Origin of the sequence: Streptomyces triculaminicus (genome assembly GCF_017349075.1) — a bacterium.
Taxonomy (GTDB): domain Bacteria; phylum Actinomycetota; class Actinomycetes; order Streptomycetales; family Streptomycetaceae; genus Streptomyces; species Streptomyces triculaminicus.
The window spans coordinates 988,605-1,002,147 of the sequence record NZ_JAFMOF010000003.1; the positions used below are offsets into that span (position 1 = coordinate 988,605).

Annotated in this window: 7 protein-coding genes and 1 pseudogene; 4 read left to right on the forward strand and 4 right to left on the reverse strand. The window is 74.1% G+C overall.

What is annotated here, in order from left to right; translation table 11 throughout:
• Positions 1–124 precede the first annotated feature (124 nt).
• Positions 125–1,513 (forward strand): FAD-dependent oxidoreductase, encoded by a 1,389-nt coding sequence (locus J1792_RS22915; protein ID WP_086573298.1) that lies wholly within the window; start codon positions 125–127, stop codon positions 1,511–1,513.
• On the forward strand, positions 1,510–3,042 hold the full coding sequence (locus J1792_RS22920; protein ID WP_207248074.1) for an MFS transporter: 1,533 nt from the start codon (positions 1,510–1,512) through the stop codon (positions 3,040–3,042). The genes J1792_RS22915 and J1792_RS22920 overlap by 4 nt, the downstream gene beginning before the upstream one ends.
• Before the next feature lie 4 nt (positions 3,043–3,046).
• Here the strand turns inward: J1792_RS22920 and J1792_RS22925 are convergent, their stop codons facing one another.
• The 4 genes from J1792_RS22925 to J1792_RS22940 form a co-directional block, all read right to left on the reverse strand.
• Positions 3,047–3,784 (reverse strand): class I SAM-dependent methyltransferase, encoded by a 738-nt coding sequence (locus tag J1792_RS22925; protein ID WP_086573301.1) that lies wholly within the window; start codon positions 3,782–3,784, stop codon positions 3,047–3,049.
• 53 nt (positions 3,785–3,837) lie between these two features.
• Entirely contained in the window at positions 3,838–5,421 is a 1,584-nt protein-coding gene (locus J1792_RS22930) for a tryptophan halogenase family protein (protein WP_086573302.1), read from the reverse strand.
• Positions 5,422–5,509: 88 nt separating this feature from the next.
• A complete protein-coding gene (locus J1792_RS22935; RefSeq protein WP_086573304.1) occupies positions 5,510–6,067 on the reverse strand; it encodes a carboxymuconolactone decarboxylase family protein in 558 nt (185 codons plus the stop codon).
• Positions 6,068–6,146: 79 nt separating this feature from the next.
• Entirely contained in the window at positions 6,147–7,838 is a 1,692-nt protein-coding gene (locus tag J1792_RS22940; protein WP_242646348.1) for a (2,3-dihydroxybenzoyl)adenylate synthase, read from the reverse strand.
• A gap of 85 nt (positions 7,839–7,923) precedes the next feature.
• On the opposite strand from J1792_RS22940, the pseudogene J1792_RS35875 reads away from it, so the two are divergent.
• Together J1792_RS35875 and J1792_RS35880 are read left to right on the forward strand one after the other, a co-directional pair.
• A pseudogene (locus J1792_RS35875) lies at positions 7,924–10,700 on the forward strand (type I polyketide synthase); the annotation flags it as partial.
• A 219-nt stretch (positions 10,701–10,919) separates the two neighbouring features.
• A complete protein-coding gene (locus J1792_RS35880) occupies positions 10,920–13,535 on the forward strand; it encodes a KR domain-containing protein (protein ID WP_372446166.1) in 2,616 nt (871 codons plus the stop codon).
• Positions 13,536–13,543 lie beyond the last annotated feature (8 nt).

Consider the following 13,543-nt stretch of genomic DNA (forward strand, 5'->3'; position numbering starts at 1 on the left):
AGTCCCGGAGAAATCGGCCGCGGTCCGGTCCGTACGCCGCAACGTGGGAGAAGAGGAGTTCGCGGCCGTCGCACTAGCGTTTCCCCCACCGCTTGCTCATTCGGATCACGGGGAGGCGCACTTCATGGCAGCCAAGATCGGCGACCACGCCGTCGTGCTCGGTGGCAGCATCGGCGGCCTGCTCGCCGCCCGCGTGCTCTCCGACGCCTACGACCGGGTCACCGTCATCGACCGCGACGACCTCACGGGCGCGGGCGCGGACGTGCGCCGCTCGGTGTCCTGGGCCGTCCACATCCACGCCCTGCTCGAGCGCGGCCGGCAGATCATCGAGGAGCTGTTCCCCGGCTTCGTCGACGACATGCTCGCCCTCGACGTGCCCGTGGGCGACTACGGAACCACCTGCCACTACTACTTCAACGGCCGGATGCTCGCGGAGACCGAGACCGGGATGGCGTGCGTGGCCGCCAACCGCCCCGTGCTCGAACACTTCCTCCGCACCCGCGTCGCGGCCCTCCCCGGCGTCGTCCTGCGCGAGGGCACCGACATCACCGGCCTGCGCGCCTCGGCCGGCAACGGCCGCATCACCGGGGTCACCGTCCGCCCGCACGGCGACGGCGACGCCGAGGGCGCGGCCGAGACCATCGAGGCCGACCTGGTCGTCGACGCCACGGGACGGGCGTCGCGCACGCCGCGCTGGCTGGAGGAGCTCGGCTACGCACCGCCGCCCGAGGAGAAGGTCCACATGGACCTGACGTACACGACCATGGACTTCGTCGGCCCGCTGCCCGACGACCCGCTCGGCGAGGACATCGCGCTGGTCCCGACCGCGACCCCCGCGTTCCCGCGCGGGGCGATCTTCGCGCGGCTGGCCGACCGGTACGCCCTCACCCTCACCGGCATCAACGGCGACCGCGCGCCCACCGACCGCGAGGGCTTCCTCGCCTACGCCAGGACGCTGCCCATACCCCAGGTCCACGCGGCCGTCCGCGACGCCGAACAGCGCGCCCCCGCGGGCAGTTTCCGCTTCCCCGCCAGCGTCCGGCGCCGCTACGAGCGCCTGCGGCGCTTCCCGGCGGGGTACCTGGTCATCGGGGACGCGGCCTGCGTCTTCAACCCCGTCTACGCCCAGGGGATGACGGTGGCGGCCCTCGGGGCGACCGTGCTGGCCCGGCACCTCCAGACGCCCGGCGGCCCCCGGGCGGACGCCTACTTCCGCGACCTCGCCCGCGTCACCGACGCGCCCTGGAGCATGTCGGCCGCCGCCGACCTCGGCTACCCCCAGGTGCGCGGCCGGCGGACGGTGGCGACCCGGATGGCCAACGTCTTCATGCCCCGCGTGCAGGCCGCCGCCGCCAACGACCCCGTCGTGGCGCGGAAGTTCATCCGGACGATCTCGCTGATCGACCCGCCGCAGGGGCTGATGAAGCCGTCCGTGATCGGGCGGGTGCTGTTCGGGCCGGGCGCACGGTCCCGCTCCGGGGTTCCCGCGAACACCCCGGCAGCCTTCCGGTGACCCGACCCCGACCCACCGGCCGGCGGACCGGCGCGCCAGGGGCCGGCGGAACCGGGAGCACCGACGAACCCGGGAGCACCGACCGGCCCGGGACCGCCGGCCCGCCCGCCGCGCGCTTCCGGTGGGGCGCGCTGGTCCTTCTGTGCTTCGCCAACTTCGCGGTCCTCCTCGACTCGCAGAGCGTCATCCTGGCGCTGCCCCGGCTGGCCGCCGACCTCGGCATGTCCACCGGCGACGCGCAGTGGGTGCTCAGCGCCAAGCTGCTGACCTTCGGCGGCCTGCTCCTGCTGGGCGGCCGGACCGCCGACCGCCTCGGGCGCCGCCGGGTCTTCATGACCGGCACGGCGCTGTTCCTCGTCAGCTCGACGGCCTGCGGCCTGGCCCCGAACGGCGCGGTGCTCATCGGCGCCCGGGCGCTGGGCGGGGTGGCGGCCGCCCTGATGGTGCCCACCGCCCTGTCGATCCTGGTGAACACCTTCCCCGAGGGCCGGAGCCGCAACACCGCGCTCGCCGGCTGGGCGGGCATCGGCGGCATCGGCGCCACGGCCGGCCTGCTCGTGGGCGGCCTGCTCACCCAGGCGCTCGGCTGGACCTGGGTGTTCTTCATCAACGTGCCCGTCAGCCTGCTCGTGCTGGCGCTCGCCCCCGCCCTGCTGACGGAGAGCCGCGCCGCCGAGCGGCAGGGCTCGTACGACGTCGCCGGAGCCGTGACCGGCACCGCCGCGCTCTTCGCGATCGTCCTCGCCGTCATCCGGGCGTCCGCCACCGGCTGGACGAGCCCGCGGACCCTCGGCCTGTTCGCCGTCGCCGCCCTGCTCGCCGCGGTGTTCGCGGCCGTCGAACGGCGGTCGGCCTCACCGCTGCTGCCCCCGGCCATGCTGCGCCGCCGCGCCCTGGCCGGCGGCGACCTCGTCACGCTGACGATGGGCATGGCGGCCTTCGGGCTGTCGGTGGCGAGCTCGCAGTACGGGCAGGTCGTGCTCGGCTACGGGCCGCTCGAGTTCGGCCTGCTGCAGTCCGTCATGCCGACCCTGGCCTTCGTGGGCGCGTACGCCGGGCAGAGCGTGGTGACCCGGGCGGGCCTCCGGCCGGTGGTCGTGGCCTGCCTGCTCCTGCTGGGCGCGGGTTCCCTGCTGCTGTCCCGGGTGCCCGCGGACGGGAGCTACGTGCCCGACATCCTGTGGGGCCTGGTCGTGTTCGGCCCCGGCCTGGGCGCCGGCACGGCCGCGGCGTCGGTGGCCGCGCTGGCGCGCGTCCCCGAGCACGCCAGCGGCGTGGCCTCCGGGCTCAACGTCGCCTCGCTGCAGATCGGCGGGGCGCTGGGGGTCGCGGTGATCACCTCGACGGCCACCACGTTCACCGCCGCGCCGGGCGGCCCGGACGGGCTGACGGCGGGCCTGCGGGCCGCCTTCCTCGCGTGCGCCGCCTGCGCCGCGCTCGGGCTGGTGCCGGCGCTCACCCTGCTGCGCCGCTCCCCGGCCGACGCCCGGCGCGAGGCCGGGCAGCGGCCGGGGACGGGGCGGGCTTGAGCGCTCACTCCCGGACGCCGCGGACGATCAGCCGCCTGGCGCGGGGGTCGTAGACGCGGCCGTCGAAGTCGCCGAAGCACTCGACGCCGGTGAAGCCGGCTTGCTCGAACATCGCCCGCAGCTCGGCCGCGCTGTAGACGTACGAGGTCAGCGACGCGGAGTGGGACCGGCCGTCGCGGATGAGCGTCCAGTCGGTCCGCAGCCGGGTGAAGTCGTCGAGGACGGTGTCGCGCAGCAGGACGGTCGCCCCGGGCAGGTCGACGACCTGGGGCCGCCCCACGCGCCGGGCCAGGACCTCCTTGCCCAGGACGTCGATCAGCAGCCGTCCGCCCGGGGCGAGGCTCGCGTGCGCGTTGCGCAGGACCTGGAGGTTCTTCTCCGGGTCGGAGAAGTACCCGAACGACGTGTACATGTTGATCACCACGTCGAAGGCGGCGGGCCGCGCGAACTCGGCCATGTCGGCCTCGACGAGCCCGGCGGACGCCCCGGCGGCGGCGCAGGCCTCCTTGGCCCGCTCCAGCATGGCGGCGCTGAGGTCGACGCCGGTCACCTGGTACCCCTGCCGGGCGAGCGGCACCAGGTACAGGCCGGGCCCGCAGCACAGGTCCAGCACCCGGGAGCCGGCCGGGAACGCCAGCAGCGGCGAGAAGGCCACGTTCTCCGCCGCCTCGGCCGCCCGCCGCGGGGAGAACATGAACTCGGCGAATCCCGACCACAGGCCGTCGTTCTCGTACCAGTGCATGAGCGTCCCGTCCTCGTCCTCTCGATGGCCTTCGTGTCCCGCCCGGATGCCGCTCACGCGCGCGTGCCGTGGGCGCCGTGCAGGACCTTGAGGTAGGCGAGGTGGTCGGGCAGGGCGGCCGCGTAGATGTCGCGCTCCTTGTCGATGTGCTCGAACATCTCCCACGCGGCGTCGTCGTTCATCAGCTCCACCGACGGTGGGGCCTTGGTGAAGCCGAACTCCATCCCGGACAGGATCGCCCACAGGCTGCGGGTCTCGAACAGCCGCAGCTGGCTGCCGTCGGGGATGATCACGCTCTGCGCGTACTCGGTGAGCTTCTGCGCCAGGCTGTCGGGAACCGGCGCCTCGCGGACCGCCCGCCAGAACTCGGTGTCGTCGCGGTCGGTGAGGCAGTAGTGCATGACGATGAAGTCGCGCAGGTCCTCGAACGCGCTCGTCATCAGCTCGTTGTAACGGGTGACCCGGCGCTCGTCCAGGTCGCTGTCCGGGAAGTGCAGGACGAGCAGCGCCAGCTGGTACTCGATCAACGCGATGGTCGTGGACTCGAGCGGCTCGACGAAGCAGCTGGACAGGCCCACCGCGACGCAGTTGTTCACCCAGGACCGGCGGTTGTGCCCCACCCGCATCCGGATGTGGTTGGCCGGCACGTCGTGCGCCCGGGGGCCCAGGAAGTCGCGCAGCTCCTGCTCGGCCTTCTCCGGGGTCGTGGTGCGGCTCGAATAGACGTAGCCGGTGCCCTCGCGGTGGTAGAGCGGGATCTCCCAGATCCAGCCGTCGCCCCGGGCGTTGGCCGTCGTGTAGGGCCGTAGTCCGTCGCCGGGGTGGTCGGCCGGCAGGGCGATCGCCGAGTCGCACAGCAGCGTGTCCCGCTCGCTGACGAACGGCTCGTGCAGGGCCTCGTTGATCAGTAGCCCGCGGAATCCGGAGCAGTCGAGGAAGAGGTCGGCGTGGAGTTCGGCGCCGGTGTCCGTCACGACCTTCTCGATGTGCCCCCGGGGGTCGAGCGCGACGGCCTTCACGTCGGCCACCAGGTGGCGCACTCCCCGGCCCGTCGCCAGGTCCCGGAGGTACTCGGCGATGAGGGCTGCGTCGAAGTGGTAGGCGTAGCGGTAGCCGGGGTCGGGCGCGTCGGTGCCCGGCAGGGGCTTGGGGGCCTTGTCGAGCTCGCACAGCCGCTGCAGGGCCATGCCCGCGTCGCCGAACGTGGCGCGGACGCGCGGATCCCCCGCCAGCCGTTGCTTCAGCCAGAAATGGGCCAGTGAGACGCCCCGGCCGAAGCGCTTGTGAAAGGGCTGCTCGTAACTCGGCACCGGTGGTTCGGGAACGGTGAAGAAGGGATGGAAATAGGTGTGCCGGCTGCCGTCCGGACGCGGTTTCCGCCAGTCGTTGAACCGGACCGCCGACTTGAACGCCGCATTGCACCGCGGCATCCAGTCCTCCTCCTTCATGCCGAGAAAGGCGAATGTCGTCCGCAGGGTGGGGACCGTGGCCTCGCCCACCCCGATCCGGCCGATGCGGGCCGATTCGACGAGTGTTATCTCGACTTTCCCGCCGAACGCGCGGTTCAGATAGGCGGCGGACAGCCAGCCCGCTGTTCCGCCGCCGACGATCACGATCTTCCGGATGGGGCGTGCCACGGACGGATCTCCTTTACGAGCGACGGTCGGCCGGCGGGGACACGGCCGGGCGGCCGCGTCCCCCTCCCTCTCGGCGTTGCGGTGCCTCTCACCGGCCCCCGGGGGCCCCGGCGAGACCGGGGTAGCCCACCTGGACCAGCTGCTGGGCGGCCCCCGCGTACCACTCCGGGGCGTCCGGAGCCTCGGTGCCCAGGCCGTCGACGTAGCGGGTGAACAGGGAGAACACCGCCGCGATCAGCACGGTGTCGTGGATCTCGGTCTCGGTGGCGCCGGCGGACCTGGCGGCCGCGATCTGCTCCGCCGTCACCGACTTCCCGCTGTCCCGGGTGGTCAGGGCGATCCGGAGCAGGGCCCGCATCTTGTCCGACAGCGGGGCGTTGTGCGGGTCCTTCTGGGTCCGCTCCACCAGATCGGAGCCGCCCTCGAGCTGGGCCGCGGCGAACGCGCCGTGCGCCTGGGAGCAGAAGGAGCAGTCATTGCTCCGCGACACCACCGCGCCGATCAGTTCCCGCTCCCCGCGGCTGAGGGAATTCGGGCCGCGCAGCAGTACCTCCACCAGTTCGCCGAGCGGTTTCGCGGTCTCCGGGCGGAAGTCGAACAGGCCGATGATGCCGGGCTTTTCGGGGTCCACTGCGATGTGTGGCATTGCGAGCGCCCTCCACGGATTGACGTCGGTCAGGCCGATAATCCGTGCGCGGATCCGCGGAATCCATACTCCAGGTTGCTCATGCCGGGCCGCCCAGAGGCCCCGCCCCGATGCGCCGTACGGCCTCGGCTCGCAGTGCCTTCTTGTCGACCTTGCCGATCGGTGTCATCGGCAGGGACGGGATTGTCAACAGCCGCTCCGGCAGCTTGAACGCGGCCACGCCGGCCGCCAGCATCACCGCCCGTACGTCCGCCAGCGCCACCTCCCGTGTGCCGTCCGGAACGACGAACAGGCATACGCGCTCGCCGAGTTCGGGGTCCGGCGTCGCCACCGCCGCCGCGTGCGCGACGCCGCCGGCCCGTAGCGCGAAGTCCTCGACCTCCTCGGCGTTGATCTTCTCGCCGCCCCGGTTGACGACGTCCTTCTCCCGGCCGGTCACGACGAGATTGCCGCCCGGCCCCTCGCGCACGATGTCGCCCGTGCGGTACCAGCCGTCCTCGGTGAACGAACGCGCGTCGGTCGCGGGGGAGTCGTAGTAGCTCCGGGCGGTGTACGGGCCCCGGGCGAGCAGCACGCCGGGCTCGCCCGGCGCCACCGGCTCGCCGTCCGCGCCGACGACGCGGATCTCGTCGTCCGGGGAGATGGGCCGGCCCTGGGTGTGATGGACGACCTCGTCCGGGTCGTCGAGCCGCGTCAGGCACAACAGGCCCTCCGCCATCCCGAACACCTGCTGCAGCGTGCAGCCCAGCACCGGCGCGACCCGCCGCGCCGCCTCCGGCGTCAGCCGCGCCGCGCCGGCCTGCAGCAGCCGCAGCGAGGAGAGATCGGCGTCGCGGTTCTCCTCGCGGTGCTCCAGCCAGCGCATGACGACCGCCGGGACCACGGACGTCGCGGTGACGCGCTCCCGCTCGATCGCCGCGAACGCAGCCTCCGGCGCCGGGGAGTCCGCTATCACCACCCGGCCCCCGGCCAGCAGCGCGCCCAGCACGCCGGGACCGGCGTTGGTGAAGCCGTGGCCGAGCGGCAGCACGGCGAGGTAGACGGTGTCCGGCCCGAACCGGCACAGCTCGGCCGCGCGCGTGATCATGTAGGCGAAGTCGTCGTGGGTCCGGGCGACGAGCTTGGGGAGCCCGGTCGTCCCCCCGGAAAGCAGGAACGTCGCGACCCCGGCGGCGTCCGGCGCGGCCTTGTCGAGCAGGGCCGCCGTCGCCTCGGGGTCCTCCGCCGGCGCGCACAGCTCCCGCAGCGAGAGGCCGCCCGGCGCGACGTCGTCGCCCGCCACGACGACGTGCTCCGCGCCCGGTACCGCCGCGACGATCTCGTGGGCCATCGCCTGGTGGTCGAACCCCTTGAGCGTGCCGGGTACCACCAGCGCCTTCGCCCGCGCGTGCGCCACCACACCGGACAGCTCGTGGTGGCGGTGCTGCGGCAGCGCCCACACCGGCACGGCGCCCAGCCGGAAGCAGGCCACCGTGACGACCACGTGCTCCCAGCGGTTCGGCAGCTGCACCACGATCCGGTCGCCGGCGCCGATCCCCAGCCCGCTCATCCGCGCCGCCGCCCCGTCCGCGCGCGCCATCAGCTCGCGGTGGCTCAGGCGGACCGGGCCGTCCACGAGGCAGATCGCCTCCGGGGTGCGGCGCGCGGCCTCGGCGAGCCGGGATCCCAGCGAACGCCCCTCCCAGTAGCCCTTGGCCGCATAGCGGGCCGCCGCGCCGGCCGGCCACGGAACGACGTCCGGAGGGGAGGAAGTGACCGCTTGCTCGGGCATGTCTGCTCCTTCGGGCATGTCTGCTGCGTGCGTGCGCGCCTTTCTCCCCGCAGCCTAGGGACGCCGTCCGGCCCCGGCCGTCTCGGTGATTGCTGAATCGGGGCGCCCTCCTGAAGCCGCACGTCAGAAGTTGTCAGACGGTCCTCGCCGGGCAGAACCTGTCGCTCAGTGGGGCGGCCCGCCCTCGCGTGAGCCCTTCCTGACGTACAGGCAAAGGGCCGGACGCCGCCGCAGAAACGGCTGCCGGAGAAGGCGATCACCGGCCCCCTTTGCGTCGTGTCCGCTCGGTGAACCGAACAGGAGCGAGGACTTGACGGAGAAAGCAGCACCCGAGGAAGCAATCGCCATCATCGGCATGAGTTGCAGGTTCGCCCCGGACCTCGACTCGCCGGAGAGGTTCTGGGAGTTCCTCGCGAGCGGCCGCAGCACGGTCGGCGACATGCCGGACAAACGCTGGAAGCCCTACGCCTCGAGCAGCCCGCAGGCCACCGCCGTGATGCGGACGACCATTCGGCGCGGATCCTTCCTCGACGACATCGAAGGCTTCGACGCGGAATTCTTCGGGATCTCCCCCCGGGAGGCCGACTTCCTCGATCCGCAACAGCGGTTCATGCTCGAACTCTCCTGGGAGGCGCTGGCCGACGCGGGCATTCCCCCGCTCTCCCTGCGCGGCACCGACGCGGGCGTGTACGTCGCCGCGAATTCCAACGACTACGGCCGGCGACTCCTCGAGGACATCCCCCTCACCGGTGCGTACGCCGTCAATGGCGCCACCTTCTACGGAATCGCCAACCGCGTCTCCTACTTCCTCGACCTGCGCGGCCCCAGCATGGCCGTCGACACCGCCTGCGCCGGCGCGCTGACCGCCCTGCACATCGCGGCCGGCGCCCTGCTGACCGGGGAGACGCCCCTGGCGATCGTCGGCGGCGTCAACATCATGTCCACTCCCGCGCTCAACGTCGCCCTCCACGGCGCCGGGGCGATGTCCCCCGACGGCCGGAGCAAGGCCTTCGACAAGAACGCCGACGGCTACGGCCGGGGCGAGGGCGCCGGGGTGGTCGTCCTCAAGCGCCTCTCCGACGCCCTCCGCGACGGCGACTCCGTCCAGGCGGTCGTCCGCGGCAGCGGCCTGTTCCAGGACGGGCGCTCCGAGGGCATGATGGCGCCGAACGGCGACGCGCAGGAGCACATGCTGCGGCAGGCCTACGAGCGGGCGGGCGTCGACCCCGCCGGCGTCGACTACGTCGAGGCGCACGGTACGGGCACGCCGGCGGGCGACGGCGAGGAGGTCACCGCACTGGCCAGGGTCTTCGGCGCCGGCCGGCCGCCGCACCGCCCCTGCCTGATCGGATCGGTGAAGCCCAACATCGGCCACATCGAGGGCGGTTCCGGGATCGCCGGCGTCATCAAGACCGTGCTCGCGCTGCGGCACGAACAGCTGCCGCCCAGCCTGCACGACGAACCCCACCCCGACGTCGACTGGGCCTCCTCCGGGCTGCGCCTCGTCGGCGAGCCGGGGCCCTGGCCCGCGGCCGCCGGCCGGACCCGGCGGGCCGGCGTCTCCAGCTACGGCGTCGGCGGCACGATCGCCCACGTCATCCTGGAGGAGGGCCCGACAGGCGAGTTGGGTCCGACCGGCGAGGAGAGCCCCGCCGGCGAGGAGAGCCCCGGCGGCCGTACACCCGAGGACACCGGCGCGCCGGTCCGTACCCCCGCGGTGTTCCCCCTGTCCGCCGCGTCGGAGGCCGGGCTGCGCGCCCTGGCGGACTCCGTCGCCGACTGGCTGGACGCCCACCCCAGCGTCGCGCCGTCCTCGGTCGGGCACACCCTCGCCCTGCGCCGCTCGCACCTGGCGCAGCGGGCGGCTCTCGTCGCGGACTCCGCCGGGGGCCTGGCCGAGCGGCTGCGCGACCTCGCCGCGGGCCGTACCGGCCCCGGCATCGCTTCGGCGCGGACCGCGCCCGGCCACGAGGGCGAGGTCGTGTGGGTGTTCTCCGGGCACGGCGCCCAGTGGTCCGGAATGGGACGCGGACTGCTGGCGAGCGAACCGGCGTTCGCGGCACAGATCGACGCGCTGGCGGACGTCTTCCGCGACGAGCTCGGCTGGACGCCCCGCGAGGCGCTCGAGACCGGCGGCCCCTGGACGGCGGCCCACGTCCAGGCGCTCACCTTCGCCGTCCAGCTCGGCCTCGCCGAGGTGTGGCGCGGCCACGGCCTCGAGCCGGGCGCGGTCATCGGGCACTCCGTCGGCGAGATCGCCGCCGCCGTGACCGCCGGCGCGCTCGACGAGCAGGAGGCCGCCCGGTTCGCCTGCCGCCGGGCGGCCGCGCTGCAACGCCTGGAAGGGCGGGGCGCCATGGCCATGGCGGGCCTGCCGTTCGAGGAGGCCCGGCGGCGGCTCGCCGGACGGCCCGGCGTGGAGGCCGCGATAGCGGCGGACCCCGGTGCGACGGTCGTCTCCGGCGACCGGGCGGCGGTCGCCCGGATCGCGGAGGAATGGCGGGAGGCGGGAATCTGGATCCGGGACGTCGACTCGGACGTGGCGTTCCACAGCGCGCACGTGGAGGAGGTGGCCGGCGAGGTCGGCGCGGCCGCCCGCCGCCTCACCCCCGCCCGCCCACGGTGCCCCTCTACGGCACGGCCCTGGACGACGCCCGGTCGAAGGCCGCCCGCGACGGCGACTACTGGGTGGCGAACCTGCGCCGGCCCGTCCGCTTCACCCAGGCCGTCCAGGCCGCCGTCGAGGACGGCCACCGGCTCTTCCTCGAGATCTCCTCGCACCCCGTCGTGGCCCACTCGGTCGGCGAGACGCTGCTGCACCTCGGCGTCGAGGACGCGGCCGTCACCGGCAGCCTGCGGCGGAACGCCGACGAGACGGCCACACTGCTGGACGGCCTGGCCCGCCTGCACTGCCACGGCGCGGCGATCGACTGGACCCGGGACCACGGCGTCGGCGCACCGCTGCCCCTGCCCGCGACCGTGTGGCAGCACCGCCCGTACTGGATCTTCCCCGAGGACACCGGCGGCGCCGGCCTGGGCAGCGGCCACGACCCGGACAGTCACACGCTGCTCGGCGGCCGGATGACGGTCAGCGGCGCGCCGTCCCGGCAGGTCTGGCAGACACGGCTGGACCTCTCCAGCCGCCCCTACCCGCAGAGCCACGGGCTCGTCGGCGTGGAGGTCACCCCGGCCGCCGCCATCATCAACACCTTCGCCGAGGCCGCACGGGAGGACGGGCCGCCGGCGCTGACCGACATCGTGCTGCGTACGCCGCTCGCCGTCGAACCGCCCCGCGTCGTGCAGGTCGTACGCGAGGGCCGGTCGCTGTCGCTGGCGACCCGCATCGCCGACGACACCGAGGACGACGGCGACGAGTGGATCACCCACACCACGGCCACCCTCGACCCGGGCGCCCCCGCGCCCTCCGGCCTCCTCGACGCCGCGCGGCTCCGCGCGCGCCTCACGGAGGGTTCGCTGACCAAGGCCGACGAGATGTTCGAGCGGATGGGCGTCGAGGGCTACGCCTTCCCCTGGGACCTGGAGGAGCTGCGGCACGACGAGGACGAGCAGCTCGCCGTCCTCACGATCGAGCCGGCCCCCGCCCGCCGGGCGAGCAGCTGGGCGCACGTCATCGACGGCGCGCTGACCATCAGCGCCATGGTGGTGGCGCCCGGCGACGCCTCCGTCCTGTGGATGTCGCGCTCGATCGAGAAGGTGACCTGGCGCGGGGAGCCGCCCGCCCGCATCGTCGTGCACAGCACCCGCTCGCCCCGCTCGCCGCACGACACGGTCGACGTACGCGTCGCCGACGAGAGCGGTGACGTCGTCTGCGAGGTCCTCGGCCTGCGCTTCGCGGCCGTCGAGCACCTCGGCACGGCGGTGCTGCCCCGGGACCTGGTGCACGAGGTCGTGTGGCGGCCGCTGGACCTCGGCGAGGGTGCGGGGGCGGGCGCCGCCGCCGTGGAGCAGGTGCTCCTCGTCGGCGAGGCGGACGTGACCGATCCGCTGGCGGAGCAGCTCGAGGCCGCCGGGGTGCGGTGCGTACGGATGGGCGAGGGGCCGGAAGCGGACCTGCGGCCGGAACTGTTCGCCCGGCCCGGCGCGCTCCTCGTCGCACCCTCGCTCTCCCGCGAGGGCGAACCGCTCGATCAGGCCACCGAACGCGTCACCTGGACGCTGATCCGCGTCGTGCAACGCCTCGCCGAGATCCAGGCGAACGCCCCCGGACACCTCGCCCCGCAGCGCGTGTGGTGCCTGACCACCGGCGTCCGCGAGGCGCGCGACGAACGGTCGGTCGCGCACGGCCCGCTGTGGGGCGTCTCCCGGATCATCGCCGGCGACCACCCCGAGCTGTGGGGCGGCGCCGTCGACCTCCCCGCGCTCGACGCCGGCACCGGCGCACGGCTGCTCACCGTGCTGCGCGGGGCCGCCGGCCAGGAGGACGTCATCGCGCTGGACCCGGACGGCCCCCGGGCCGCCCGGCTGAGCCGGATCGAGCGCAGCGCCGACGGCACACCCCTGCGCTGCTCGCCGTCGGGCACCGTACTGATCACCGGCGGCCTGGGGGCGCTCGGACTGGAGACCGCCCGGTGGCTGGTCGACCGGGGCGCGCGCAGAATCCTGCTCGCCGGCCGGCGCGGGCTGCCCGACCGCGGGGAATGGGAGACCGTCACCGACCCGGAGACCCGGCGCCGGATCGACGGCGTCCTCGCGCTGGAGGCGTTGGGCGTGACGGTGAGGGTGCTCGCCCTCGACATCACCGACGCCCGCCAGGTGGCGGCCGCGCTGGACCCGGGCACGCTCGGGCTGCCGCCGGTGTGCGGGGTCGTGCACGCCGCCGGCGTCGTCAACAACGCCCTGGTCGACAAGGTCGAGTTGGACGGGCTGCGCGAGGTGCTCGCCCCCAAGGCCGGCGGCGCCCTGGTGCTGCACCGCCTCTTCCCGCCCGGTCGGCTCGACTTCTTCGTCATGTTCTCCTCGTGCGGCCAGTTCGCCCGGCTTTCCGGTCAGGCCGGCTACGCGGCGGCGAACTCCTTCCTCGACGCCCTGGCCGCGCACCGCAACGCCGGCGGCCACACCGAGACGATCAGCCTCGGCTGGACGGCATGGCGCGGGCTGGGCCTGTCGGCGGACATCGCCACCACCATGTTCGAGGCCAACTCGCGGGGACTCGAGGCCGTGTCGGGGGCCGAGGCGCTGCGGGCGTGGGCGTTCGGCGACCGCTTCCGGGCGGACTACCAGGCCGTCCTGCGCGTCGTCCCGACCCCTTCGCACACCCCGCGGCTGCCGATGTTCCGGGAGCTGGCCGTCTCGGAGGAGACCGCGGCCGCCGGCACGGGCGGCCTCCTCGCGGCCGACATCGCGGACCTGCCCGAGGAGGAGGCCCGCGAACGCGTCACCGCCGACGTCCGCGAGCAGGTGGCCGCCGAGCTCAACCTCGACGCTCCGGCGGTCGAACTCAAGCGCCCGCTCGTCGAACTCGGCGTCGACTCCGTCATGACCGTCGCGCTGCGCGTACGCCTGCAGCGCAGGTACGCGCTCGACCTGCCGCCGACGATCCTGTGGGCCAAGCCGACCGTGGCCGCCCTGGCCGGCCACGTCTACGACAGTCTCTGCCCGCCGTCGGAGGAGGCGCCCGGCGTGGTGGCTGGCGCGGTGGCCGAGGACCCGGGGGTGCCGGCCACGGCCGGGCGGTGAGCGGCGAC

Coding starts and splice junctions, on each gene's coding strand:
- J1792_RS22925 (WP_086573301.1), bottom strand. CDS start 3,784: ATGCACTGGTACGAGAACGACGGCCTGTGGTCGGGATTCGCCGAGTTC.
- J1792_RS22935 (WP_086573304.1), bottom strand. CDS start 6,067: ATGCCACACATCGCAGTGGACCCCGAAAAGCCCGGCATCATCGGCCTG.
- J1792_RS35880 (WP_372446166.1), top strand. CDS start 10,920: ATGACGGTCAGCGGCGCGCCGTCCCGGCAGGTCTGGCAGACACGGCTG.
- J1792_RS22940 (WP_242646348.1), bottom strand. CDS start 7,838: ATGCCCGAGCAAGCGGTCACTTCCTCCCCTCCGGACGTCGTTCCGTGG.
- J1792_RS22915 (WP_086573298.1), top strand. CDS start 125: ATGGCAGCCAAGATCGGCGACCACGCCGTCGTGCTCGGTGGCAGCATC.